Source organism: Xylanimonas ulmi (assembly GCF_004216535.1).
GTDB classification, from domain to species: Bacteria; Actinomycetota; Actinomycetes; order Actinomycetales; family Cellulomonadaceae; genus Xylanimonas; species Xylanimonas ulmi.
On sequence record NZ_SGWX01000001.1, the window covers coordinates 1,822,596 to 1,846,994 of the forward strand.

Here is a 24,399-nt window from a genome sequence, read left to right on the forward strand (position 1 = left end):
CAGGGGCGGCTGAAGCACCAGGGGCGGCTGACCGCCGTCAGCGGCGCCCGAGCAGCTCGTCGGCGCGGGCGCGCGCCCACGCCTCGGCGCCCTCGACGTCGTCGAGCGTGACGGCCGCGGGCGCGACGCCGTCGTGCTCACCGAGCACACGCTCGACGGTGTCGACGATGTCGAGGAACCCGATCCGCCCGCGCAGGAACGCCGCGACGCCCTGCTCGTTGGCCGCGTTGTAGACCGCCGGGTGCGTCGCCGAGGCTGCTGCGGCCTCGCGCGCCAGGCGCACGGCCGGGAACGTGCCCTCGTCGAGCGGCTCGAACGTCCACGCGGTCGCCTGCGTCCAGTCGCACGGCGCCGCGACCGGGTCGAGCCGGTCCGGCCACGACAGGCCGAGCGCGATCGGCAGGCGCATGTCGGGCGGTGAGGCCTGCGCGATGGTCGAGCCGTCGACGAACTCGACCATCGAGTGCACGACCGACTGCGGGTGCACGACGACCGTGATGTCGTCGACCGGCACGTCGAACAGCAGGTGCGCCTCGATGAGCTCCAGGCCCTTGTTCATGAGCGACGCCGAGTTGATGGTCACGACGGGTCCCATGCGCCACGTCGGGTGCGCGAGCGCCTGGTCGGGCTGGACGGCCTTGATCTCCTCGCGCGCGCGCCCGCGGAACGGGCCGCCGCTCGCGGTCAGGATCAGGCGCCGCACCTCACTGTGCCGGCTCGTGTGCGCGCCCGAGCGCAGGCACTGCGCGATCGCGGAGTGCTCCGAGTCGACCGGCACGATCTGGTCCGGGCGGCGCACCGCTGCCTTGACGAGCGACCCGCCCACCACGAGCGACTCCTTGTTCGCGAGCGCGAGGGTCGAGCCCGCGGCGAGCGCCGCGAGCGTGGGGCGCAGTCCGACGCTCCCGGTCACGCCGTTGAGCACGACGTCGCTGCCCCGCCCGGCCAGCTCGGTCGCGGCGTCGGGCCCGGCGAGGACTTCGACGCTGCGCGCGCCGGCGTCCGCGAGGGCGGCGCGCAGGTCCGCCGCACGGGCCGCGTCGGCCACGGCGACGGCGTCGACGCCCAGCTCCGCCGCCTGCCCCGCCAGCAGCCCGACGTCGGCCCCGCCCGCGCTGATTGCCTCGACACGGAACCGGCCCGGGTGGCGCCGGACGACGTCGATCGCCTGGGTTCCGATCGAGCCGGTCGAGCCGAGGATGGTCACGGAGCGGGGGGCGGCGAGGGACCGAGAGGCGTGCATGGGGATCATCCTCGCAGGCGCGCGCGGCGCGCGCCGATAACGCCCCAGGTCGCAGCGTTGTGTGACCTGGCTTACTTTCGCGTCATGCTCACGGAGACCAAGCGGCCCTCACGCGGGCCCCGGCGCCGACGAGGACTCGCTGTCCTCAGCGGAGCCGTCACGCTGCTCACGGCGGGCACCATCACGTTCGCCATCCCCGCCGCGGCCGATCAGTCCGACGGCGGCACCTACCGCGTCTACGCCACGCGCGAGGGCCTGGTCGGCGCCACGACCGCGAACGGCCACGTCATCACGCCGAACGACCACTTCGTCGCCCTGCCCTCCCGCCGCGCGCTGTCAGCCGACGGATCGGGCGCGTACTCGGTGCGCGTGTGCGCGCCGTCGACCGGGCGTTGCGAGTACGCGCCCGTGTGGGACGTCGGGCCGTGGAACACGCAGGACGACTACTGGAGCGCGACCCGCCACTACGCGCAGGACCTACCGCAGGGCACACCGGCGGCACAGGCCGCGTACACCAGCGGCTACAACGGCGGCCTCGACGCGTGGGGGCGCACGGTGCTCAACCCCGCGGGCGTCGACCTGGCCGACGGCACGTTCGGCGACGGGCTGGGCCTGGCCGACAACGCGACCGTCGACGTCACCTTCCTGTGGCAGGGCGACGCGCGCACCGGCGTCGTCGCCTCGCCCACCCGGCCGCTCAACGTCCGCTCGGGACCGAGCACGGGCTACCGCGCCGTGGGCCTGGCGGCCAACACCGCCCAGGTGCCACTGCTGTGCCACGCGCGCGGGCAGACCGTCTCCGGCACCCGCGGCACGACGAACCTCTGGTACCGGATCGGCGACGGCCACTGGGTCTCGGACGCGTACCTCATCACCGGCACGGGCCTGCCCGTGGCGCCGCCCTGCTGATCGCCGGCGCCTCGGGCTTGCGACCGCAGGCTCAGGGCGCGGTCCACTCCAACGTGTAGCGGAACCACAGCCGCCGTCGTACGCGCGCCCCCGGCAGCACCGCGCGGGCGGTGCTCGCCACCTCGGCGAAGGTCTCCTCGGGGTCGCGGAGCCCGCGCTCATCCCGCGAGCGCAGGGCCGCGAGCAGGCCGCCGCCTGCGCAGCCGACGTCCAGAACGCCGACGGCTGGGTCGTGCGCCGCCGCGAGGCGACGCACGACCCAGCCGTGGAAGTGGTCGTTGTGGCTCCACCACGCGCGCGCGTTGAGCGCGTCGAACACGCGGGTGTGTCGGATCACCAGGTGGTGGAGTCGACGACTCAGGCCGCGGAGCGAGCCTCCTTGACCCACTTGGTGACGGTGGCGCCGGTCGAGCCCAGGCTCGCGGCGACCTGCTTGGCCGCCACACCGGCGTCGACAGCCTCCAGGGCCGCGTGCACGGTCGCGGCGCGCAGCGCCTCGGTGAGCTCGCTCATCGCCTCCAGGCGGCGCAGGTGCTCTTCGTGCTCGCAGATCGGACCAGACGACCAGTCCTGGTGGAGCCCGGCGAGGGCCTCGGTGAGCCCCAAGCCGGGGGTCTCCTGACGGGCGGCCCAAGCGGCGACGGCGGGGGTCAGCTTCGGGGCGGCGGGTGTGGGCATCGAACCTCCTGTGAGAGTGACGTCGGGGTCGAACCTAGTGGCAGCCGACCCGCGCGCGCACCAGGGGGCCGCAGGTGTTCATCGACCGTTCGCTGAGCGATTCACCCGGCTCCGATCCGCACGAGCGATCCCCACCTCACTCGACGCCGAGCAGCACCTCGATCGCGCGCGCGATGAACGCGTCCACGGGCCCCTCCGCGTAGGCGCCGGCGCCCCGCACCGAGCGGAACGTCGCGGCGCGCAGCTCCGCCGACGTCAGCGGCTCCTGGCGGTCGAAGTAGCCGACCAGGCGGTCGCACAGCTCGTCGACCTCGTCGGCGTCATAGCCGTGCTGGCCGCGCTCGGGCGGCGCGAACTTCTCACCGGCGGGGCGGCCCAGTCGGCCGTACAGCGTGCGGGCGCGCTCGGCGAGCGCCCCCATCCACGCCTCCTGGCCCTGGCTGCCCACGAACTCGGCGCGCTGACGCGCGACGAACGCGGCCTCCAGGCGGTCCAGCGCGGCGTCGACCTCGTGCGTGTCATATCCGCGGCGCACCAGCTCGAACGTGGTGGCCTGAATGTCCGCAGCGCTCAACGGCTCGGCCGTGCGGCCCTCGTACGCCTGGCGCGCGTGGTCGAAGAACTCGTCGACCTCGTCCTTGTCATAGCCGGTCCTCAGCACCGACACGGTGCCGAACAGCGCGGTGCTGCTCACTCGTCCTCCTCCTCGGCCGCCAACTGCCCGCAGGCGCCGTCGATGTCCGACCCGCGGGTGTCACGGATCGTCGTCGGTATTCCGTGCCCCCGCAGCCTAGCGACGAACTCGTCCTCGACGGCGCGCTCCGACGCGGTCCAGATCGACCCGGGTGTCGGATTGAGCGGGATCGGGTTGACGTGCACCCAACCCTTGCCCCGCGCGTTGAGCTTCTTGGCGAGCAGGTCGGCGCGCCACGCGTGGTCGTTCATGTCCTTGATGAGCGCGTACTCGATCGAGACGCGTCGGCCCGTCGCGTCGAAGTAGGCGCGCGCCGCGTCGAGCGCCTGTGCGACCGAGAACCTGGTGTTGATCGGCACCAGCTCGTTGCGCAGGTCGTCGTCCGGGGCGTGCAGCGAGAGCGCGAGCGTCAGCGGCAGGCCCTCAGCCGCGAGCTTCGTGATCCCGGGGACGAGGCCCACGGTGGAGACCGTGATGTTCCGCGCGCTCATGCCAAAGCCCTCGGGGGCGTCGGCCACCAGCGTGCGCACGCACGTCATGATCGCCCGGTAGTTGATCAGGCCTTCGCCCATCCCCATGAACACCAGGTTGTTCAGCCGCGTCGCCCCACCCGGGATCTCCCCCGAGGCGAGCGAGCGCATGGCGTGGCGCACCTGCTCCAGCATCTCCGCGGCCGACAGGTTGCGGGTGAAGCCCATCTGCCCGGTCGCGCAGAACGGACACGCCATGCCGCATCCGACCTGGCTCGAGACGCACAGCGTGGCGCGGCGCGGGTAGCGCATGAGCACCGACTCCATGCGCGTGCCGTCATGCAGACCCCACAACGTCTTGACCGTCGTGCCCTTGTCGGCCTTCAGCGTCTTGCGCGCGGTCAGCAGCGTCGGGAAGAGCTCGGCCGCGAACGCCTCGCGCGCGGCCGCGGGGATGTCCGTCCAGTCGGCGGGGTCCGCGGTGAAATGCGCGAAGTAGTGGGTCGCGAGCTGCTTGGCCCGGAAGGGCTGGTGGCCCAGCGCCTCGACCGCGGCCACGCGCTCGGCCTGCGAGAGGTCGGCGAAGTGCCGCGGCGGCTTGACCACGCGCCGCGGCGCCATCTGCAGCGCGATCGGCTTGGTCTCGTGCGACGGGCGCACCTCGGGGGCAGGCTTGGTGTCGGCCATGCGGCACTTCCTTACGCAGCGGGTCCCGACGCCGCCACCGACAGAACGAGGTAGACGAACGGCGCAGTGACCAGGAGGGAGTCGACGCGGTCCAGCACACCCCCGTGGCCGGGGAGCAGCGAACCCATGTCCTTCAAGTCTAGGTCCCGCTTGAGCAGGGACTCGGCGAGGTCGCCCACGGTCGCGGTGACCGCCGTCATGAGGCCCAGCACCAGGCCGAGCGTGAGCGCCGACCCGAGCACCCCGGCGCCGCCTTGCGGCATGAACGCCAGGTTGAGCACCCACAGCGCGCCCACGACGCCGACCAGCGTCGTCAGCACCACCGACCCGGCCAGTCCCTCCCAGCTCTTCTTGGGGCTGACCGTGGGCGCCAAGGGGTGACGGCCGAACAGGACGCCCGCGATGTAGCCGCCCGTGTCGTTCGCCACACCGAGCAAGATGAACCACGCCACCCGCCAGGGGCCGTCCTCCTGCCCGAGCAGGAGGACGACGAATCCGGCGAGAAAGGGCACGTAGGTCGCCGCGAAGACACCGGCGGCGGCGTTGCGCAGCGCCTGCGCCCCGGGCCCGTCGAGGACCTGCCACAGGACGACGGCGGCCAGCGTGAGCACGTAGGCGATCAGCAGCGCCTCGGGCCCGCCCACATGGGCGGACACCACCATGCCGACGCCGCCCACCAGGAGCGGCCACGTCGGCGCGGCGATATCGCGGCGCGCGAACGCCGAGCCCAGCTCCCACAGGCCGGCGCACACCGCCACCACGACGACCGCGACGAACGGCTCGGGCCGGAACCACAGTGAAGCGCCGACGACAACGAGGAGGCCGAGGCCGACGCCGATCGCCGCCGGCAGGTTGCGCCCGGCCCGCGAGGCGCGCGGGGCGGGTTCGGGTGCGACCGTCATCAGACCTCGAGCAGCTCGCTCTCCTTGCCTGCGAGCAGGTGGTCAACCTGGTCGACGTGCTTCTTCGTCAGGACCTCAAGCTCCTTCTCGGCGCGCGCGACCTCGTCCTCGCCCGCCTCGCCGTCCTTGGCCAGCTTGTCGAGCGTGTCCTTGGCCTTGCGGCGGATGTTGCGCACCGTGATGCGGGCGTCCTCCGCCTTCGACTTGGCGAGCTTGACGTAGTCGCGGCGCCGCTCCTCGGTCAGGGCGGGCAGCACGATCCGGATCGCGTTGCCGTCACTGGACGGGTTGACGCCCAGATCGGAGTCGCGCAGCGCCTTCTCGATGGTCGACATCGAGCCCTTGTCGAACGGCGAGATGAGCACCGTGCGCGCCTCAGGGATGTTGAACGAGGCGAGCTGCTGCAACGGGGTCGGCGCGCCGTAGTAGTCCACGACGATCTTGCTGAACATGCCGGCGTTGGCACGGCCGGTGCGGATGCCCGCGAAGTCCTCCTTGGCGACCTCGATCGCCTTGTCCATCTTCTCTTCAGCCTCGAAGAGGGTCTCGTCGATCACTGGTGCTCCTCACATGTCGTCGAAAGGCCTGGCGAGCGGTCGCGAGGCTGCCTACCGTGCCTTCATCAGTGTGCCGATCTTCTCGCCCAGCAGCGCCCGGGTCACGTTACCCGCGCCCTCCAGGCCGAAGACGCGCATCGTCACGGCGTTGTCGCGGCACATCGCGATCGCGGTGTTGTCCATGACCTGCAGGTTGTCGCGCAGCGCGACGTCGTAGGTCAGCATGTCGTAGCGCTGCGCCGACGGGTTCTTGCGGGGGTCGGAGTCGTAGACGCCGTCGACCCCGTTCTTGCCCATGAGCACCTCGTCGCAGTGCGTCTCCAGCGCACGCTGGACCGAGACGGTGTCGGTCGAGAAGTACGGCATGCCCGCCCCGGCGCCGAAGATCACGACGCGGCCCTTCTCCATGTGACGGATCGCGCGCAGAGGGATGTACGACTCGGCGACCTGGCCCATCGTGATCGCGGTCTGCACGCGCGTCGTGGTGCCGTCCTGCTCCAGGAAGTCCTGCAGGGCGAGGCAGTTCATGACCGTGCCGAGCATGCCCATGTAGTCGGCGCGGGCGCGGTCCATGCCGGCCTGCGAGAGCTCGGCGCCGCGGAAGAAGTTCCCACCTCCGACGACGACGGCGACCTGGACCCCCTCACGCACGGCCGCGCCGATCTCCTCGGCGATGCGGCGCACGACGTCGGCGGCCAGGCCCACGGCGCCGCCGCCGAAGGCCTCGCCCGAGAGCTTGAGCAGGACGCGGCGCGGTGCTCCCGTCGGGTTCGAGTGCTGGGTCATCGGCCACCGTCCTGTTCGTCGTGCGTCGTGCTGGGGCTGCGCGGCCGGATAGGGGCCGCGCGCGGGGTGCGCGCCCGGGCCGCCCGGACCCGGGTGCGCGAGCGGCCCGGCTCTACCGTCCAGTAGTGCCGGGCCGCTCGGGTGCGTCAGTTGCCGACGCGGAAGCGGACGAAGCCGGTGAGCGTGGCGCCCGCGGCCTCGACGTGCTTGGCCACCGTCGTCTTGGTGTCCTTGGCCAGCGGCTGCTCCAGGAGCACGTTCTCCTTGAAGAAGCCGTTGAGGCGGCCCTCGACGATCTTCGGCAGCGCAGCCTCGGGCTTACCCTCGGCGATCGACACCTCGCGGGCGATCTCGCGCTCCTTGTCGACGACCTCGGCCGGGACGTCCGCGCGGGCGAGGAACTTCGGCGCCATGGCCGCGATGTGCTGCGCGACGTCCTTTGCAGCAGCGGCGGCGGACTCGCCCTCACCCTCGGTGACGACGACGACGCCGATGCTCGGCGGCAGGTCCTTGGCGGTGCGGTGCAGGTACGTGGTGACCGTCGGGCCCTCGACGCGGGCGACGCGCGCCAGGACGATCTTCTCGCCCAGCGTGCCGGCGGCGGAGGCGATGAGGTCGGCGACGGTCTCACCGGCGGCGGGCGCGGCGAGCGCGGCCTCGGTGTCGGCGGCCCCGGCCGCCGCGACGGCCTCGAGGATCTGGTCGGCGAGCGAGACGAACTTCTCGTTCTTGACGACGAAGTCGGTCTCGGCGTTGAGCTCGATGAGCGTCGCGACCTGACCGGCCGCGGCGTCCTCGACCTTGACGGCCACGAGGCCCTCGGAGGTCGCGTTGCCCTCGCGCTTGGCGGCCTTGGCCAGGCCGCGCTTGCGGATGAGCTCGACGGCCTTCTGCTGGTCGCCGTCGGCCTCGTCGAGAGCCTTCTTGACGTCCGTCATTCCGGCGCCGGTGAGCGCGCGCAGGTCCTTGATGTCCTGGATGGTGTAGTTCGCCATGGTGGGCTGTCCTTCGTGTCTGAAGTGCTGGCGCGTGCGGAAAGCTCGGGGTCGAGCAGGGGTGCGGGCCGAGGTCCGAAGACCCCGGCCCGCCTCACCTCACTCGGACTTCGTGTCGGCCTCGGCGTCGGCCGACGCCTCGGCGGGAGCCTCCGCGACGGCGGGGGTCTCGACGGCCGGAGCCTCGGCGGGGGCCTCAGCAGCGGGAGCCTCAACAGCGGCCTCGGCGACGGGAGCCTCAACAGCGGCCTCGGCGACGGGAGCCTCAGCAGCGGCCTCGGCGACGGGCGCCTCGGTGGCGGCCTCCGCGGCCGGAGCCTGCGCGGCGGCCTCGGCGCCAGCCAGGAGCTCGCGCTCCCACTCGGCCAGCGGCTCGGCCTCGCCCGTGGCGGCGGCCGTCTTGCCGGAGTGGCGCTGCAGCAGGCCCTCGGCGACGGCGTCGGCGACGACGCGCGTGAGCAGCGTGACGGAGCGGATCGCGTCGTCGTTGCCCGGGATGGCGTAGTCGACCATGTCGGGGTCGCAGTTGGTGTCGAGGATCGCGACGACCGGGATGTTGAGCTTGCGGGCCTCGTCGACGGCGAGGTGCTCCTTGTTGGTGTCGACGATCCACACGGCCGAGGGGACCTTGGCCATGTCGCGGATGCCGCCGAGGGTGCGCGCGAGCTTGTCCTTCTCGCGGCGCAGCACCAGGAGCTCCTTCTTCGTCAGACCGGAGCCGGCGACGTCGTCGAAGTTGATCTCCTCAAGCTCCTTGAGGCGCTGGAGACGCTTGTGCACCGTCGTGAAGTTGGTGAGCATGCCGCCGAGCCAGCGGTGGTTCACGTAGGGCATGCCGACGCGCGAGGCCTGATCGGCCACGGGCTCCTGAGCCTGCTTCTTGGTGCCGACGAACAGGATCGAGCCGCCGTGGGCGACGGTCTCCTTGACGAAGTCGTACGCACGGTCGATGTACGACAGCGACTGCTGCAGGTCGACGATGTAGATGCCGTTGCGCTCGGTGAAGATGAAGCGCTTCATCTTCGGGTTCCAACGGCGGGTCTGGTGTCCGAAGTGGACACCGCTCTCAAGGAGCTGACGCATGGTCACAACGGCCATGACTGGTCCTTTCGTCGCGCGGGCCCGGATCCTCCGGGGCGACGCGCGCATCAGGCGGGGCCTTGCGGCGCCCGCGGTACTCGGTTGTCGGTGCGCGCCGGTCGGCGGCACCCCTGACGCCACGCCGGTCCGGCGCCGCCCGTACCTCCCAGGAGAGGACGTGCGGACCACAGCCGAGCCGGCCGCACCCGCGGCCCGGGGGCTGATGCGGGATGCGTTCGTGACGCGCGAAGTCGACCGGGCCGCGCGCACCTGTCCCCCGCTGGACGGCAGGCCGCAGGGCCGCCGAAGGTCGGGGTGGGGTCGCGAGCGTTCCGATCGCTCCCGGAAGTCTACCCGACGCGGTCCGCGCCCGAGCCGCCGAGCGGTGTGTGGCGCGTGCGTCGGTCGTCACGTGCCGCACAAAGCCGCCCCGCCGGTCCCCAGGCGTCCATCGTTGGTGCCTGCGCACAGATTCATGTCGCACGCCCGCAGCGCCGCGCTCGCGCGCAAGAGCCTTCCGGCATGAGACGCCTCGTCGCCGCCGTCCTGCCCGCACTCCTCCTCGCGCCCACGCCGAGCCCGCTGGGGTATGCGGGCGAGGCGCCCCCACAGGTGCTCGCCGCAGCCACGCGGCCTGCGGTCGCGACGTTGAGCGCGTCGGCGCGCTGGGGGCGGGTCGCCTCAGCCCCGCACTCGGGACGCGGCTACGCGCCACCGGTGCCCGGCGCGCTCGCGCGCGGGTTCGATCCGCCCGCGGTCCCGTGGGAGGCCGGCCATCGCGGCGTCGACCTGTGGTCCCCGCCCGGGGCCATCGTCGTCGCGCCGGGCGCTGGGCAGGTCACGTTCGCAGGCTCGGTGGCGGGTAAGCCCGTGGTCGTGGTGACGCACGTCGACGGCCTGCGCTCGTCGCTCGAGCCCGTAGCCGCGACGCTCGCGGCCGGCACGACGGTCGCGGTGGGCGAGGCAGTGGGCGTGGCGGCCTGGGCCCCCGCAGACCGCGCCAACCCCGACCACTGCGCGGGCCTGCGACCGGTCGACGGGGCGGAGGCGTGCGTGCACTGGGGCGTCCGGCGCGGTGACCGCTACCTCGACCCCCTGACTCTGCTGGGCATGGCGCCGCCCATCGTCCTGCTGCCGCCCCGTTGACCGTGCCGCCTGCGACCTCGCCGCCCGTTGCGCCCGCCGCCTGTTGACCTCGCCGTTGGCCGCGCTGTCGACCTCACCGGCGCCCGGAAGGCCCCGAACGCGAGGCGTCAGGCGCGCGGGAACGCCTGGCCGTACACCGCGCGCAGGCGCTCGGCGTCGACGTGGGTGTAGCGCTGCGTCGTGGCGAGGTTGGCGTGCCCGAGCACCTCCTGCACGCTGCGCAGGTCGGAGCCGCCCTGCAGCAGATGCGTCGCTGCCGAGTGCCGCAGGGCGTGGGGGGCGACGTCGTCGACCCCGGCCCGCGCCGCCAGCCGGTGGATGGCCTCGCGCGCCTGACGCTGGCCCCAGCGCCCGCCCCGGTCGCCCACGAGCAGGGCGGGGCCCGATGCCGCTGACGCGATCGCGGGCCTCCCCTCGTCGAGCCAGGCGGTGACGGCGCGCGCGGCCGGAACGCCGAAGGGCACCACGCGCTCCTTGCCGCCCTTGCCCAGCACGCGCACCAGCCGCTCGCCCACGTCGACGTCGTGGACGTCGACCGCGACCAGCTCTCCCACGCGCACACCCGAGCCGTACAGCAGCTCCGCGGCGGCCCACGCGCGCAGCACCGCCGGACGGTCGTCGCCCGTGGCCGCGAGCGCGTCGTCGCGCGCGGTGTCGAGCATCCTTCCGGCCGCCTCGGTGGTCAGCACCGTGGGAAGAACCCGTGGCACCTTGGGGCTGGCGAGCCGGACCGAGGCGTCGCTCGCCGTGAGCCCGACATGGTGCGCCCACCGCAGGAACGCCCTGGCCGCCGCACCCCGGCGGGCCAGCGTCGCGCGCGCGAGCCCGCGCGCCGCCTGCTCGCCGAGCCAGCCTCGCAGCACCACGAGCTGCACATCGTCGAGCCGTCGTGCGCCGTGCCGCACGGCGTAGCGCAGCAGGCCCGTGACGTCGGCGAGGTAGGCGCGGCGCGTGTGCGCCGAGTGGCCGCGTTGCGCGTCCAGGTGCTTGCCGAAGCGCACGACGGCGTCGGCCAGGTCCGCCGGCAGGGGCGGCAGTTCGGCGGCGAGCGCCGCGCGCGCGGAGTGCGACGCGCCGCCCTGTGGTGTCGGGGCCATCTCGTCAGTGTGCCCGGGCGGTGTGCCCAGACCGCCGAGCGCCCCCGCGTGTCGCCTTTCCCGGCTCTCGCCCCACACGTGGGTCTCCCGACGCTCGCCTCACGTGCCGGGCGCCGAGCCGTCACCCGCGCACGCGGCGTCCGAGCCTCGCACTCAGCGCCGGCGCGCGGCCGGGCGCCGCCAACGGGCGCCGTCGGCCTCGACCAGCCCGCGGACCTCGAGCACACCGAGCGCGCCGAGCACCTGCGACAGCGACCGCCCGGCGACCCTCATGAGCGAGGCGGCGTCGGCGCTCGCGCGGGCGGGCAGCGCGTCGAGCACGGCCCGCGCCGCCTCGTCCAGCCCGTCCACCTCGGCCTGCGCGCCGACGGGCGCCGGCGCGGCGTCGTCGCCCACGGACCCGGCCAGCTCCGCGGCCTCAGCGGCGTCGGTCACGCACGTCGCCACACCGTCGCGCAGGAGCTGGTGACACCCGCCGGACGCCATCGAGGTCACCGGGCCAGGCACCGCGCCGACGGGCCGCAGCAGGTCGGCCGCGCGGCGCGCAGTCGACAGCGCGCCCGAGCGCCAGGCGGCCTCGACCACGACCGTCGCGCCCGTCATCGCCGCGATCAGGCGGTTGCGCGCCAAGAACCGCTGCTTGAACGGCGAGGAGCCGGGCGGCACCTCGGCGATCACAGCGCCCACCTGGGCGACCCGGCGCAGCAGGTCGTGATTGCCCTGCGGGTAGAAGCGGTCGACGCCGCCCGCCATCACGGCGATCGTCCGCCCGGACGCGAGCAACGCGCCGCGGTGGGCGACCGCGTCGATGCCGTAGGCGCCGCCCGAGACCACGGCGAAGCCACGGTCGGCAAGGCCCGAGGCGAGCTGCGCCGCCACGTGCTCGCCGTACGAGGTCGAGGCTCGCGCCCCGACGACGGCCACCGACCGGCGGCACGCGCCCGCGAGGTCGGCGTCGCCGCGCACCCACAGCGCGAACGGCGCGGCGGCGGCGAGGTCGTCGAGCCCGCGAGGCCAGCGCTCGTCGTCGGCCAGGAGCAGCGTGCCCCCAGCGCGCTCGAGCACACGCAGCTCGCGGCGCGGGTCGAGGCCCTCCAGCCGCGGCGCCCAGCGTGCGACGCCCGCCGCGAGCGCCCGAGCGGCGCCCACCTGCGGGGCCGTCCCGCCTGGCTGGTCGAGCAGCCAGGCCAGGGCGCCGGCGGCGCCGAGGTGGGCGACGAGCGTCCCGGCGGTCTCGTCGCCGGGCTCGGCCAGACGGCTCCACGCGGCCGCCGCGAGCACCGGATCGTCCGCGTCAAAGGCGAGCGCGCTCATGCGGCCCTCCCGGTGCGCAGCGCGAGCGCCTGGCCGACGTCGCCGGCGGTCGGCTCGTCACGCCCGGCGAGGTCGGCGACCGTGTAGGCCAGCCGCAGCACGCGGTCGGCGCCGCGCAGCGAGAGTGCGCCGGCGTCGAGCGCCCGGTCGACATCGCGCATGACCGACCACCGCGGCCGCAACCGCTCACGCAGCCACGGGCCCGGCGCCTCGGCGTTGACGGTCCAGGGCGTGCCCGCCAATCGCGCCCGGGCCGCCGCCCGGGCGGCCGCGACGCGCGCCGCGACCGCGGCGCTCGACTCTCCGCGCTCACCACGCATCCCGGCCCGGCCCACCGCCTCGACCTCGACCTGCAGGTCGACGCGGTCGAGCAGGGGCCCGGACAGCCGGCTCAGGTACCGTCGCTTGGCCATCGGGGTGCACACGCACTCAAGCCCCTTGCCGGAACCCATCCCGCACGGGCACGGGTTGGCCGCGATGACGAGTTGGAAGCGCGCCGGGAACCGCGCGGTCCCGCCGCTGCGGTGGATGACGAGCTCGCCGTGCTCGAGCGGCTGGCGCAGCGTCTCCAGGACCCGGGCCGAGAACTCGGGCGCCTCGTCGAGGAACAGAACGCCCCGATGCGCGCGTGACGCCGCCCCGGGCCGCGGCAGGCCCGAGCCGCCGCCCACCACGGCTGCGGGCGTCGCGGTGTGGTGCGGGTCCTCATATGGCGGCCGCGTGACCAGTCCGCCGCCGGGGTCGAAGGTGCCCGCGACCGAGTGCACCGCGGTCACCTCGACGGCCTCGGCCTCGGTCAGGTCCGGAAGGATGCCGGGCAGCCGCGAGGCGAGCATGGTCTTGCCCGCGCCGGGAGGCCCGGTGAACAGCAGGTGGTGCCCGCCCGCCGCGGCGATCTCCAGTGCCAGCCGGGGCAGGTCCTGGCCCAGCACGTCGGCCAGGTCGCCGGGCGCGCGCCGCGTCCCGGTCACGCGCGCCCGCCGCGCCGGCTCCACATCCGGCGCGGCGCACGCCGGTCCGCCGTGCATCGTGACGACGTCCGCGAGCGTCGTCGCGCCCCGCACGCGCGCGCCCGGGACGAGTGAGGCCTCGGGAACGTCCGCCGTCGGGACCACGACATCGCGGTAGCCGGCCGCGACGGCCGCGGCGACCATGGGCAGCACCCCGCGCACGGGCTGCAGGCGGCCGTCGAGGCCGAGCTCGCCGAGGTGCACCACACGGTCGAGCCCGGGCGCGGTCGCCACACCGGCGCCCGCGAGCACCGCGACGGCGATCGCGAGGTCGAACGCGGAGCCGTGTTTGGGCAGCGACGCCGGCGACAGGTTGACGGTGATCTTGCGGTTCGGCCAGGCGAGTCCGGTCGAGAGCACCGCGGCGCGCACACGGTCACGCGACTCGCTCAGCGCGGTGTCGGGCAGTCCCACCAGCGTGAACCCGGGCACCGAGTAGGCGAGCTGGGCCTGCACCTCGACCACGTGCCCCGCCAGGCCCACGAGCGCGACGGCCGCCGTCGTCCCGAGCGACATCAGGACACCCCCCGCAGGACCTCGACGCACGCGGCGTCCTGGCGCGGCAGCGTCACCGCGACGACGTCGATCCGCACCTCGTGCGGACGCGGGCGCACCTCGTGCCCGTGCGCGGTGAGCCACTGCCCGGTCAGGCGCCGCAGCCGGGCGAGCTTGCGCGGGGTCACGGCCTCGGCGGGGTGCCCGAACCGCGTGCTCGTGCGGGTCTTGACCTCGACGGCCACCAGCGTCGTGCCGTCGAGCGCGACCAGGTCCAGCTCGCCGCCCTGCCCGCGCCAATTGCGCGCGAGCACCGTGTACCCCTCGCGGGCCAGCATCTCGGCGGCGATCCGCTCGCCCCGCCGCCCCACGTCGTCCTTCGCCGCCATGCGCGACCACCTCCGCGGGCCAGCGTCGCGGTCGCGCGGGCGCCGCACGAGGGGGCGCGGGCCATCTGTGGACGACGGCGCGGCGTCCCCAGACCCGCGACCGCCACGCGCCGCGCGAGCCCGCCGGGCGACCGGGCGTCTCGCTCAGAGCGCGAGGTCGGCCTTGGCCAGCTCCTCGACGTTGACGTCCTTGAACGTCACCACGCGCACCGACTTCACGAACCGCGCGGAGCGGTACACGTCCCACACCCAGGCGTCGCCGAGCCGCAGCTCGAAGTACACCTCACCGGCCGCGGACCGCACCTGCAGGTCCACCTGGTTGGCGAGGTAGAACCGGCGCTCGGTCTCCACCACGTAGGAGAACAGGCCCACCACGTCGCGATACTCGCGGTAGAGGGCGAGCTCCATCTCCGTCTCGTAGTTCTCGAGGTCTTCGGCGCTCACCGAGTCATCCTCCCAGGTCCGTCGTCGCTGGCACGCCGACACGGACGTCGAGGCTCTCCGTGACGGCGTCGGCGAAGCGTTCAGCCACACGGTCGGGCGCGACCGCGTCTCCCGCCAGGGCGCGCAGGTTCCACGACCGGCGGTGTTGCGGCGTCGTGCCGTGCACGCGCAGGGCCTGGATGTGCGCGGGCGCCGAGTAGCCCTTGTTCTGGTCCCACGCGTAGGCGGGGTACTGCCGCGCGAGGTTGGTCAGCAGCAGGTCGCGTTCGACCTTGGCCAGCACGCTCGCCGCCGCGACCGACGCGCACTGCAGGTCGGCCTTGACCATGGTGCGCACCGCGGGCTCGACCTCGGGCGCCGTGGCGGCGTCGAGTCCGGCAGCCTCGAACAGGTCGGCCTGCCCGCGCGAGAGCCAGTCGTGCGAGCCGTCGAGCAGCACGGCGTCGACGTCGCCGCACACGCGGCGCACCTGCGCGAGCGCGCGCCACCCGGCCAGCCGAAGCGCCGCGATGATGCCGTGCGCGTCGATCTCGGCGGGGCCGGCGTGCCCCACCGCCCATGCGACGGGCCAGCGCCGCAGATGCGGCACGAGCGCCTCGCGGGCGGCCGGGGTCAGCAGCTTGGAGTCGGCCACGCCCTTGGGCGCCGTCCGGGTGGCGGCGTCCACGACGACGACGCCGACGCTCACCGGCCCGGCGAGCGCGCCGCGCCCGACCTCGTCCATACCCGCCACGAGGCGCGCGCCCCCGGCGACCAGCGCCCGCTCGAAGCGCAGCGTGGGCGTCTTGCGCGCGCTCGGCTCACGGCGGCGCGGGGGCGTCGGGCGGCGCTGCGCGCGCGGCGCGCTCGAAGCCTCGCCCGACACCGCCGACGCCTCGGCGGGCGGCGCCGAGGCGGACGCCGTCGCGACGTCGGGGTTCACGGCGGTCACGGTGCGGGCACCTGCTCGAACACCGACCCGGGGTTGCGGTGCCAGGTCGCCCGGTCGAACGGCCAGACGGTCGCGAACGCGGTGCCGACAACGTTGTCGATGGGCACGAACCCGCCGCCCGGCTTGCCGGTGTTGTAGCGCGAGTCGGCCGAGTCCTGCCGGTTGTCGCCCATCACGAAGAGCATGCCCTCGGGCACGGTGACGTTGAACGGGTCCTGGCTGGGGATCGAGCCAGGCTTGATATACATCGTCTCGGTGATCGCGACGCCGTTGACCACGACCCTGCCGTCGGCGTCACAGCAGGTCACCTGGTCACCGGGCATGCCGATGACGCGCTTGATGAGGTGCTCGCCCGTGTCCTGCGGCAGCAGGCCCACGACCGTCAGGCCCCGGGAGATCGCATTGCCGATCGGCCCGTGGTCCGGGGCGACGTACGGCTCGAGCCAGCCACCCGGGTCTTTGAAGACGACGACGTCGCCGCGGTGGATGTCGAGCACGCGCGGCACCAGGCGCGAGACCATGACGCGGTCGCCGACCTCCAGCGTGTCCTGCATCGACGCGCTCGGGATGTAGAAGGCCTGGACCAGCAGCGTCTTGATGAGCCATGACAGCACGAGCGCGCTGACCACGATGATCGCGGTCTCGCGCAGCAGCCCCAGCCCGGTGGTGCGCGCGCGGTGGCGGGGAGCGCCGGTGGCCGCGGCCGGCGTCGGCGTCTGTTCGGGGTCTGACGGCGGCTCGGTCACGGGGACGGATTCTGTCACGGATTCCACTCTTCCATCCCCGTGGGGCTGCTCCGACCAGGCCAAGCCCTGCGCGGGCCACGCGGCCGGAGCCACCCGGCACGCAGACGCCGACGGGCGGCCCCTCGTTCGAGGGACCGCCCGTCGGTCGTGGAGGCCGGCGGCCGTCGGCTCACTTGCCCGACGTCTCGCGCTTCTCCTTGATCTTCGCCTTCTTGCCGCGCAGCGCGCGCAGGTAGTAGAGCTTGGCGCGGCGCACGTCACCGCGCGTCACGAGCTCCAGCGAGTCGATCGTCGGGGCGTGCAGCGGGAACGTGCGCTCCACGCCGACGCCGAAGCTGATCTTGCGGACGGTGAACGTCTCGCGGACGCCGCCACCCGAGCGGCCGATGCAGACGCCCTGGAACGCCTGGATGCGCGAGCGGTTGCCCTCGACGACCTTGACGTTGACCTTGACGGTGTCACCGGCGCGGAAGTCCGGGACGTCGGTGCGCAGCGATGCCGCGTCGACGATGTCGAGCTTGTGCATGTTCGTTCTCCCCGCCTGCCACAGGTCAGGCGCATCTCAGGTCCGCGCGGGCGCGCCGACCGGTGCTGATGGTTCATCGGATGCGCGCCGAACTCGTCTCGAGTCTCCTCTCGAGTCTCCCCTGTGGCAGAGGCCGGATCCCGGCTGCGGGCGCACCGCCGACCTATTCTGCCACAGTGTCCGCGGCGCGCCGCAGCCCGCCGTCGGCGACGCGCCAGCCCAGGCGCTCCAGCAGCGCGCGGTCGTGCTTGTCGAGTGCGGCGGCGTCCAGCGCGGCGATCATGTCGGGCCGCCGCTGCGCGGTGCGCTCGAGGGCGCGGTCGCGCCGCCAGCGGTCGATCCTCGCGTGGTGCCCCGACGCCAGCACGTCGGGGATCTCGAGCCCGTCCCACACCGGGGGCTTGGTGTACACGGGGTACTCGAGCAGCCCGGCCGCGCCGTGCGACTCCTCGACGAGCGAGTCCGGGTTGCCGACGACGCCGGGCAGCAGCCGCCCGACCGCCTCGACCAGGACGAGCGCGGCGACCTCGCCGCCGTTGAGCACGTAGTCGCCGATCGACAGCTCGCTGACCTCTCGCCCGGCCGCGCGGTAGTGCTCGGCGACGCGCGCGTCGATGCCCTCGTAGCGCCCGCACGCGATGACCAGGTGGGACTCAGCGGCCAGCGCCTCGGCATGGCGTTGGGTGAAGACCTCGCCCGACGGCGTCGGGATCACCAGGCGCCCGTCCGCGCCCAGCACGTCGTCGAGCGCCTGCCCCCACACGTCGGGGCGCATGACCATGCCCGCTCCCCCGCCGAACGGGGTGTCGTCGACTGTGCGGTGCCGGTCGGTGGTCCACTCGCGCAGGTCGTGCACGCGCAGGTCGAGCAGGCCGGCCTGGCGGGCCTTGCCGATGAGCGACAGGTCGAGCGCGGCGAGGTAGTCGGGAAAGACGGTGACGACGTCGATGCGCACGTCAGTCCTCCGGGGTGTCGACGACGAGGCGCGCGGCGTCGCCGGCGAGCAGCCCTCCGGGCGGGTCGAGGACGACGCGTCCACCCGCGACGTCGACGACCGGCACGATTGCTGTGACGAAGGGCACGAGTGTGCGCTCGCCGCCGGTCTCCTTGATCACCAGCACGTCGTGCGCGGGCAGGTGCTCCAGCGCGACCACCTCGCCGACGACGGCGCCGTCGGTCAGCTCGGCGCGCAGCCCCCGTAGCTCGTGCGGGTACCACGCGTCCTGCTCGTCGGAGGCCTCGGCCTCGACCACGAGGTCGACGCCGCGCAGCGCCTCGGCGGCCGTGCGGTCAGCGGTCTCGGCGAACCGGACGAGCCAGCGGCCCTGGTGCACGCGGGTCGTGACCACGGTCAGCGGACCCGCGGACGCGGGCTCGGTCGCGAGCCGCTGCCCGACGGCCAGGCGGGTGTCGGGGTCGTCGGTGCGCAGGTCGAGCGCGACCTCGCCGCGCAGCCCGTGGGCGCGCCCGACACGGGCGACGACTAGCTGCATGTCTCCTCCTGAGAGCCTGTCGAAACCACGACGGGGCCCGATCCTCGTGGATCGGGCCCCGTCGTGTGTCGCTCAGCGGCGGTCGACGTCGACGACGTCGATCCGTACCGGACCGTCGCTCGCGAGAGCGCCGACGACGGTGCGCAGCGCCTTGGCGGTGCGCCCGCCCCGGCCGATCACGCGGCCGAGGTCGTCCGGGTGCACACGGACCTCGAGCAGGTCACCCCGGCGCAGCGGCTTGGTGGTCACCCGGACGTCGTCTGGGTTGTCCACGATGCCGCGCACCAGGTGCTCGAGGGCCTCGGCGAGCATCAGGCCTCGGCCTCGGCGTCGCCCGCCGCGGCCTCGGTCTCAGCGGGCGCGGCGGCCTTGGCCTCGGCGGCCTTGGCCTTGGCCTTCTCGGCCTCGGCGGCCACGGCCTCGATCGCCGTGGCGGCGTCGGCCTTGCCGGCCTTGGTCCGCAGGGTGCCCTCGGCGCCCTCGAGACCCTTGAACTTCTGCCAGTCACCCGTCACCTTGAGCAGGGCGAGCACCTGCTCGGTCGGCTGAGCGCCGACGCCGAGCCAGTACTGCGCACGCTCCGAGGTGATCTCGATGAACGAGGGCTCCTCGGTCGGGTGGTACTTGCCGATCTCCTCGATGACGCGGCCATCGCGCTTGGTGCGCGAGTCCGCGACGACGACGCGGTAGTACGGAGCCCGGATCTTGCCGAGGCGCTTGAGGCGAATCTTGACGGCCACTGTTGTGGTCACTCCTGGTTCTTGGATGGGCGGCCCTGACACACGTGCTCGTGGGGTCGAGCGGTGAGCGGGGCCTAGACGCGGCGTCGCGCAGGAGAGAGGGGCCTGGGCACGCCGAGTACTCGGACATTGTGCCAGACGCCGCGCCCCTCGCCCAACCGCACGGGCGCCGTCGGCGACACCGCTCGGCTAGTCGGCCAGGGCGCCGGCCACGATCTGCCCGCGCAGCACGACGGCGGTGGGGTGGGCGAGCACCGCGATGTCCTCGCGCGGGTCGGCCGGGTAGACCACCAGATCGGCGCTGGCGCCGTCGGCGACGGCGCCGAAGCCGAGGAACCGCCGGGCGCGCCACGTCGCCGCCGCCACGACGTCGGCGGCGGGCACGCCCGCCTCGACCAGGAGCGCGCACTCCTCGGCGATGCGCCCGTGGCCGATGACGCCGCCCGCGTCGGTGCCGACGAGCAGCGGCACCCCGGCCTCGTGCAGCATCCGCACCTGCTCGTAGCGTCGCGCGTGCATGGCCCGCATGCGGCGCGCGTAGACGGGGTACTTGTCCTGCGCCTGGTCGGCGATCTGCGCGAACCGCTCGACCTGCAACAGCGTGGGCGTCACGGGCACGCCGCGCTGGGCGAGCTCGGCGGCCTGGTCGGGGGTGACGCCCGTGCCGTGCTCGACGCAGTCGACGCCGGCGGCCAGCAGGTCGTCGACCGTCTCGGTCGCGAAGGTGTGCACCGTGACGCGCGCCGCCTCGGCGCGTGCGGCGGCCACGCCCGCGGCGAGCACGTCGGCGGGCCACAGCGGGGTCAGGTCCGCGTCCGCGCCCAGACCCCGGTCGATCCAGTCCCCCACGACCTTGACCCAGCCGTCGCTCGCGCGCGCCTGGTCGCGCATGGCGTCGGGCAGCGCGGCGACGTCGTCGAGCTCACACGCGAATCCGCGCAGGTAGCGCCGGGGCCGGGCCAGGTGGCGCGCCGCGCGCACCAGGCGCGGCAGGTCGGCCCGCTCTTGCAGCGGGCGGGTGTCCAGGGCCGAGCCCGCGTCGCGCACCAGGAGCACCCCGGCGTCGCGGTCGGCGATCGCCTGCGCGGCGGCGGTGTCCAGGTCGACGGCCCCCTGAGCGCCGAGCCCGATGTGGCAGTGGACGTCGACCAGGCCGGGCAGCACCCACCCGTCGATCCGTCGGCCCTCGCCGGGCTGGTCCGCCTCCCGCGTCAGGTGCGCGGCCCCGTCGCGCACGAACACCTCACCGGTCTCGTGCTCGTCGTCGAGCAGCACGTGACCCGTCAGGTGCAAGGGAGCATGCGGGACGGCCATGGCCGGGAGCGTAGTGGCCACCCGCAGCCGCGCCCGGGCGCGCTCGCCGCCCGTCGCCCCCGGCTCGCGCAGCGGGCGCGCGGAGCGTCACCACCCCGCAGGACGCGCCGCGAGGACGAGCGCTCAGCGCCCGCCGAGCAGCTTGTCGAACCCGTCGGGCAGTTGGAGCTTCGACAGGTCCACGTCGTCGTCCTGGCCGCCCTTGCCGAGGCCGAATGACGATCCGGACGGCGCCGCCGGCGCCGCCGGGCCACCGCCCAACGCCCGCTGGAGAGCCTCGCGCTCCTGCTGCGCGCGCTTGGCCGGGTTGCCCGACTTGCCCTTGACCTTCTTCTGCGGCGCCTGCCGGGCGCCCGCGCGCTTGCCGACCCCGGGCATCCCGGGCATCGGCGGCATGCCGGGCACCCCGCCGCCGCGCGACATCTGGCGCATCATCTTCTGCGCGCCCGCGAACCGGTCGAGCAGCTGGTTGACGGCGGTCGTCGTGGTGCCCGAGCCCCGTGCGATGCGGGCCCGGCGTGAGCCGTTGATGATCTTCGGGTTCTCGCGCTCGCCGGGGGTCATCGAGCGGATGATCGCCTCGATGCGGTCGACCTCGCGCTCGTCGAAGCTGTCGATCGCCTCGCGCATCTGGCCCATGCCCGGCAGCATGCCGAGCATCTTCTTCATCGAGCCCATCTTCCGCATCTGCTGCATCTGCACCAGGAAGTCGGCGAGCGTGAAGTCCTTGCCCTCGGCGACCTTGGCCGCCATGCGCTCGGCCTGATCGGCGTCGAACGCGCGCTCGGCCTGCTCGATGAGCGTCAGCACGTCGCCCATGTCGAGGATGCGTCCGGCCATGCGGTCGGGGTGGAAGACCTCGAAGTCCGTGAGCTTCTCGCCCGTGGAGGCGAACATGATCGGGCGGCCGGTCACCTTGGCGACCGACAGCGCGGCGCCGCCGCGCGCGTCGCCGTCGAGCTTGGACAGCACGACGCCCGTGAAGTCGACGCCCTCGAGGAACGCCGTCGCGGTGTTGACGGCGTCCTGGCCGATCATCGCGTCGATGACGAACAGCACCTCGTCGGGGCTGATGGCCGCGCGGATGTCGGCGGCCTGCCGCATGAGCGCCTCGTCGACGCCGAGGCGACCGGCGGTGTCGACGATGACGACGTCGTGCTGCTTGTCGCGCGCGTAGGCGACGCCGTCGCGGGCCACCCCGACCGGGTCGCCGATCACGATGTCGACGTCGACCGCGCCCTGGTTGCCGGGGTGCGGCGCGAACACGGGCACGCCGGCGCGCTCGGCCACGACCGACAGCTGGGTCACCGCGTTGGGGCGCTGCAGGTCGGCGGCGACCAGCAGCGGCGTGTGCCCCTGCCCCTTGAGCGCGTGCGCGAGCTTGCCCGCGAGCGTCGTCTTTCCGGCGCCCTGGAGGCCCGCGAGCATGATGACGGTCGGGGGCACCTTGGCCAGGCGCAGCGTGCGGGTGGCCCCGCCGAGGATCTCGACGAGCTCCTCGTTGACGATCTTGACGACCTGCTGCGCCGGATTGAGCGCGCCCGAGACCTCGACGCCGAGCGCGCGCTCGCGCACCGCGGCGGCGAACTCGCGCACCACGGGCACGGCGACGTCGGCGTCCAGCAGAGCTCGACGAATCTCGCGCACGGTCGCGTCGATGTCCGCCTCGGACAGACGCCCCCGGCCGCGGAGGTTCTTGAAGGTCGCGGTGAGCCGGTCCGACAGGGAGTTGAACACCAGTGCGGTCCTTCGGGGTTCTTCGACAGCAGTCGAGCGGGTGGGACGGTGCCCCAGACTACCGGGCGGTCCGCGCCCACGGTCGAGCCTGTCGACCGACGCGGTGACCGGCCGTCCACCAGCGGACGACGGGCCGCTCAGCCTCCCTCGGCCGCGAGCGCCGCGAGCGCACGCGCCATGAGTCCGTCGACCAGTCGGGCGCGCCACGGCGTCCAGCCGTTCTTCGACCCGAGGCTCGATGCGTCGGCCTCGGTCAGCGCGCGCAGCTCGACCAGCAGGTCGCGGCGGTGGCCGACGGCGTCCAGCAGTCGGTGGAGCGTGACCGGGTCGTCGGGGTCGTGCGACGTGGCGAGCTCGGCCAGCAGCAGGTGGTGGCGCACCAAGACGGTGACGTCGGCGGCGACGGCGCCGTCGACGCCGATGCGCGCGAGGATGTCGGGGACGATCCGCGCGCCCTCCACGCTGTGGTCCGGGTCGAGCGCGGCGCGTCTCTTGCCGATGTCGTGCAGGACCGCGGCCAGCAGCAGGACCTCGGAGCGCACCTGGGCCGGGTCCGGCTGCGCGCGCCGCACGCCCGAGGCGCGCGCGACCGTCTCGACCAGGTGGCGGTCGACGGTGTGGCGGTGGATCGGCGAGCGTTGCGGGCGGTTGCGCACCCCGGCCCACTCGGGGATCCACTGCGTGACGATCCCCGCGAGGTCGAGCGCCTCCCACACGGGCTCCTGGGCGGGCCCGGCGGCGAGGAGCTGGAGGAAGGCGTGCCGGGCCGCGCGCGGCCACGGCTCGGGCAGCGCGGCGCCCTGCGCGAGCGAGCCGACCGTCACGGGCGAGAGCGCGAGGCCCGTGCGCGCCGCCGTCGCCGCGGCGCGCAGTGGCAGCACGGGGTCCGCCGCGGGGTTGGCGTCGATGGCGAGCACGAGCTCGCCATCGTGCTCCACGAGCCCGTCACCCGCCGAGCGCAGGCGCGGCGCCGTGCGCCGGCCGCGCACCACGAGCGTGCGCCGGATCGCCGACGGCGGCTGCAGCGCCTGGCGGGCGCGGCGAACGGTCGAGTCGAGCGCGTAGGCGATGGTGCGTCCGGCCTCGGCGAGCGAGGCGAGCAGCTCGTCGGGGTCGTCGTGGCCGGTGAGCGCGGCGACCTCGTCGAGGTCGGCGAGCAGCAGCCGTGTGGTGCGCCGTCGCGTGACCACCTGCAGCGTGTCGCGCACGTCGAGCACGTGCGCGTAGGCCCGGTCGACGGCGCCGTGCGGGCGGTCGGTGAGCCAGGTCGCGGCGAGCGCCGCGAGCAGGACGGCGTCGCGGATGCCGCCGCGCGACTCCTTGAGGTCCGGCTCGACGAGGTAGGCGAGCTCGCCCGAGCGCTGCGCGCGCTCCTTGACCGAGGCGAGCAGCTCGGGCAGGCGGCGACGGGACGCGGCCCGCCAGTCCGTGAGGATGGTCGAGGCCGTGCGGTGCACCACGACGGCGTCACCGGCCAGGGGCCGCACGTCGAGCCAGCTCGCAGCGGCCGCCAGGTCCGACGACGCCACCTGCCGCGTCTGGTGGAGCGAGCGCACGGCGTGGTCGAGGTCCACGCCCGAGTCCCACAGCGGGTACCAGAGCCGCTCGGCGACCCTCGCGAGCTCGGGCGCGGGGTGGGTGCGCCCGTCGTGCACCAGGACGAGGTCGACGTCGGACAGCGGGCCGAGGTCGCCGCGGGCGAGGCTGCCGACGGCGGCGAGCGCCAGGCCGGAGGGGTCGACGTCGGCGGTGGCCTCGGCGTACAGGGCGCCGACGCGGTCGGTGACCGCCTGGACGAGCGCCGAGCGGCGCGCGACGCCTGAGCGGCCGGGGCCGGTCAGGTCGGTGGCCAGGGCCAGCAGGTCGGTGCGCAGCCCCGCGACGGGGCTGGCGCCCACGCCAGCGCCCGCTCCCCCGGTCGCGCCGGCGCCCCCGGTCGCGCTGGCGCCGCCGCCCCCGCTCACGCCACCGCCGGCGCCCCCGCTCATGCCACCGCCGGTGGTCGAGCCTGTCGAG

Annotated in this window: 27 protein-coding genes; 2 read left to right on the forward strand and 25 right to left on the reverse strand. The window is 74.2% G+C overall.

Annotated elements, in window-relative coordinates; translation table 11 throughout:
- Positions 1 to 37: 37 nt before the first annotated feature.
- A complete protein-coding gene (gene dxr, locus EV386_RS08380) occupies positions 38 to 1,243 on the reverse strand; it encodes a 1-deoxy-D-xylulose-5-phosphate reductoisomerase (protein ID WP_130414037.1) in 1,206 nt (401 codons plus the stop codon).
- An 84-nt stretch (positions 1,244 to 1,327) separates the two neighbouring features.
- On the opposite strand from dxr, the gene EV386_RS08385 reads away from it, so the two are divergent.
- Positions 1,328 to 2,152 carry an SH3 domain-containing protein gene (locus EV386_RS08385; RefSeq protein ID WP_130414039.1) on the forward strand — a complete coding sequence of 275 codons (825 nt, stop codon included), beginning with the start codon at positions 1,328 to 1,330 and terminating at the stop codon, positions 2,150 to 2,152.
- A gap of 31 nt (positions 2,153 to 2,183) precedes the next feature.
- Here the strand turns inward: EV386_RS08385 and EV386_RS08390 are convergent, their stop codons facing one another.
- The 9 genes from EV386_RS08390 to rpsB all read right to left on the reverse strand — a co-directional run bounded on the left by EV386_RS08390 (position 2,184) and on the right by rpsB (position 9,019).
- Entirely contained in the window at positions 2,184 to 2,489 is a 306-nt protein-coding gene (locus tag EV386_RS08390; RefSeq protein WP_130414041.1) for a hypothetical protein, read from the reverse strand.
- A gap of 20 nt (positions 2,490 to 2,509) precedes the next feature.
- The gene (locus EV386_RS08395) at positions 2,510 to 2,830 is read right to left on the reverse strand and encodes a hypothetical protein (protein WP_130414043.1); all 321 of its coding nucleotides are present in this window, start codon (positions 2,828 to 2,830) and stop codon (positions 2,510 to 2,512) included.
- A gap of 136 nt (positions 2,831 to 2,966) precedes the next feature.
- Positions 2,967 to 3,524: a DivIVA domain-containing protein gene (locus EV386_RS08400; RefSeq protein WP_242607894.1), complete on the reverse strand. Its 558-nt coding sequence runs from the start codon at positions 3,522 to 3,524 to the stop codon at positions 2,967 to 2,969.
- Positions 3,521 to 4,681, reverse strand: a complete 1,161-nt coding sequence (gene rlmN / locus EV386_RS08405; protein WP_130414045.1) for a 23S rRNA (adenine(2503)-C(2))-methyltransferase RlmN — start codon at positions 4,679 to 4,681, stop codon at positions 3,521 to 3,523. The genes EV386_RS08400 and rlmN overlap by 4 nt, the downstream gene beginning before the upstream one ends.
- A gap of 11 nt (positions 4,682 to 4,692) precedes the next feature.
- A complete protein-coding gene (locus EV386_RS08410) occupies positions 4,693 to 5,583 on the reverse strand; it encodes a phosphatidate cytidylyltransferase (RefSeq protein ID WP_130414047.1) in 891 nt (296 codons plus the stop codon).
- The gene (gene frr / locus EV386_RS08415; protein WP_130414049.1) at positions 5,583 to 6,140 is read right to left on the reverse strand and encodes a ribosome recycling factor; all 558 of its coding nucleotides are present in this window, start codon (positions 6,138 to 6,140) and stop codon (positions 5,583 to 5,585) included. The genes EV386_RS08410 and frr overlap by 1 nt, the downstream gene beginning before the upstream one ends.
- 51 nt (positions 6,141 to 6,191) lie before the next feature.
- On the reverse strand, positions 6,192 to 6,926 hold the full coding sequence (gene pyrH, locus EV386_RS08420) for a UMP kinase (RefSeq protein ID WP_130414051.1): 735 nt from the start codon (positions 6,924 to 6,926) through the stop codon (positions 6,192 to 6,194).
- Between the two features lie 146 nt (positions 6,927 to 7,072).
- Positions 7,073 to 7,921, reverse strand: coding sequence for a translation elongation factor Ts (gene tsf, locus EV386_RS08425; RefSeq protein ID WP_130414053.1), 849 nt, complete (start codon positions 7,919 to 7,921; stop codon positions 7,073 to 7,075).
- 99 nt (positions 7,922 to 8,020) lie between these two features.
- Entirely contained in the window at positions 8,021 to 9,019 is a 999-nt protein-coding gene (gene rpsB / locus EV386_RS08430) for a 30S ribosomal protein S2 (RefSeq protein ID WP_130414055.1), read from the reverse strand.
- Positions 9,020 to 9,523: 504 nt separating this feature from the next.
- Here rpsB and EV386_RS08435 point away from each other — a divergent pair.
- Complete coding sequence (locus EV386_RS08435) at positions 9,524 to 10,147, forward strand: M23 family metallopeptidase (protein ID WP_130414057.1); 624 nt, start codon at positions 9,524 to 9,526, stop codon at positions 10,145 to 10,147.
- 107 nt (positions 10,148 to 10,254) lie between these two features.
- Here EV386_RS08435 and EV386_RS08440 read toward each other — a convergent pair whose 3' ends face one another.
- The 15 genes from EV386_RS08440 to EV386_RS08510 form a co-directional block, all read right to left on the reverse strand.
- Complete coding sequence (locus tag EV386_RS08440; protein WP_130414059.1) at positions 10,255 to 11,244, reverse strand: tyrosine-type recombinase/integrase; 990 nt, start codon at positions 11,242 to 11,244, stop codon at positions 10,255 to 10,257.
- Positions 11,245 to 11,397: 153 nt separating this feature from the next.
- Entirely contained in the window at positions 11,398 to 12,558 is a 1,161-nt protein-coding gene (gene dprA, locus EV386_RS08445; RefSeq protein ID WP_130414061.1) for a DNA-processing protein DprA, read from the reverse strand.
- Positions 12,555 to 14,084, reverse strand: a complete 1,530-nt coding sequence (locus EV386_RS08450) for a YifB family Mg chelatase-like AAA ATPase (RefSeq protein ID WP_130414064.1) — start codon at positions 14,082 to 14,084, stop codon at positions 12,555 to 12,557. Before EV386_RS08450 ends, dprA begins: the two co-directional genes overlap by 4 nt.
- Entirely contained in the window at positions 14,084 to 14,452 is a 369-nt protein-coding gene (locus EV386_RS08455) for a YraN family protein (RefSeq protein ID WP_130414066.1), read from the reverse strand. Before EV386_RS08455 ends, EV386_RS08450 begins: the two co-directional genes overlap by 1 nt.
- A gap of 144 nt (positions 14,453 to 14,596) precedes the next feature.
- Positions 14,597 to 14,896, reverse strand: coding sequence for a DUF2469 domain-containing protein (locus EV386_RS08460; RefSeq protein WP_111249730.1), 300 nt, complete (start codon positions 14,894 to 14,896; stop codon positions 14,597 to 14,599).
- A gap of 4 nt (positions 14,897 to 14,900) precedes the next feature.
- Positions 14,901 to 15,761 (reverse strand): ribonuclease HII, encoded by an 861-nt coding sequence (locus EV386_RS08465; RefSeq protein WP_130416843.1) that lies wholly within the window; start codon positions 15,759 to 15,761, stop codon positions 14,901 to 14,903.
- 62 nt (positions 15,762 to 15,823) lie between these two features.
- Entirely contained in the window at positions 15,824 to 16,591 is a 768-nt protein-coding gene (lepB, locus tag EV386_RS08470) for a signal peptidase I (RefSeq protein WP_130414068.1), read from the reverse strand.
- Between the two features lie 151 nt (positions 16,592 to 16,742).
- Positions 16,743 to 17,099 carry a 50S ribosomal protein L19 gene (gene rplS, locus EV386_RS08475; RefSeq protein ID WP_130414070.1) on the reverse strand — a complete coding sequence of 119 codons (357 nt, stop codon included), beginning with the start codon at positions 17,097 to 17,099 and terminating at the stop codon, positions 16,743 to 16,745.
- A gap of 163 nt (positions 17,100 to 17,262) precedes the next feature.
- A complete protein-coding gene (gene trmD, locus EV386_RS08480; protein WP_130414072.1) occupies positions 17,263 to 18,054 on the reverse strand; it encodes a tRNA (guanosine(37)-N1)-methyltransferase TrmD in 792 nt (263 codons plus the stop codon).
- Between the two features lies 1 nt (position 18,055).
- Positions 18,056 to 18,592 carry a ribosome maturation factor RimM gene (gene rimM, locus EV386_RS08485; protein ID WP_130414074.1) on the reverse strand — a complete coding sequence of 179 codons (537 nt, stop codon included), beginning with the start codon at positions 18,590 to 18,592 and terminating at the stop codon, positions 18,056 to 18,058.
- A 72-nt stretch (positions 18,593 to 18,664) separates the two neighbouring features.
- The gene (locus tag EV386_RS08490; RefSeq protein WP_130414076.1) at positions 18,665 to 18,904 is read right to left on the reverse strand and encodes an RNA-binding protein; all 240 of its coding nucleotides are present in this window, start codon (positions 18,902 to 18,904) and stop codon (positions 18,665 to 18,667) included.
- Positions 18,904 to 19,332, reverse strand: a complete 429-nt coding sequence (gene rpsP / locus EV386_RS08495; RefSeq protein ID WP_130416844.1) for a 30S ribosomal protein S16 — start codon at positions 19,330 to 19,332, stop codon at positions 18,904 to 18,906. Before rpsP ends, EV386_RS08490 begins: the two co-directional genes overlap by 1 nt.
- Before the next feature lie 189 nt (positions 19,333 to 19,521).
- Positions 19,522 to 20,646: an amidohydrolase family protein gene (locus EV386_RS08500; RefSeq protein WP_130414078.1), complete on the reverse strand. Its 1,125-nt coding sequence runs from the start codon at positions 20,644 to 20,646 to the stop codon at positions 19,522 to 19,524.
- 123 nt (positions 20,647 to 20,769) lie between these two features.
- Positions 20,770 to 22,383: a signal recognition particle protein gene (gene ffh, locus EV386_RS08505; RefSeq protein ID WP_130414080.1), complete on the reverse strand. Its 1,614-nt coding sequence runs from the start codon at positions 22,381 to 22,383 to the stop codon at positions 20,770 to 20,772.
- A gap of 137 nt (positions 22,384 to 22,520) precedes the next feature.
- Positions 22,521 to 24,371: a [protein-PII] uridylyltransferase family protein gene (locus tag EV386_RS08510; RefSeq protein WP_130416845.1), complete on the reverse strand. Its 1,851-nt coding sequence runs from the start codon at positions 24,369 to 24,371 to the stop codon at positions 22,521 to 22,523.
- Between the last annotated feature and the right edge of the window lie 28 nt (positions 24,372 to 24,399).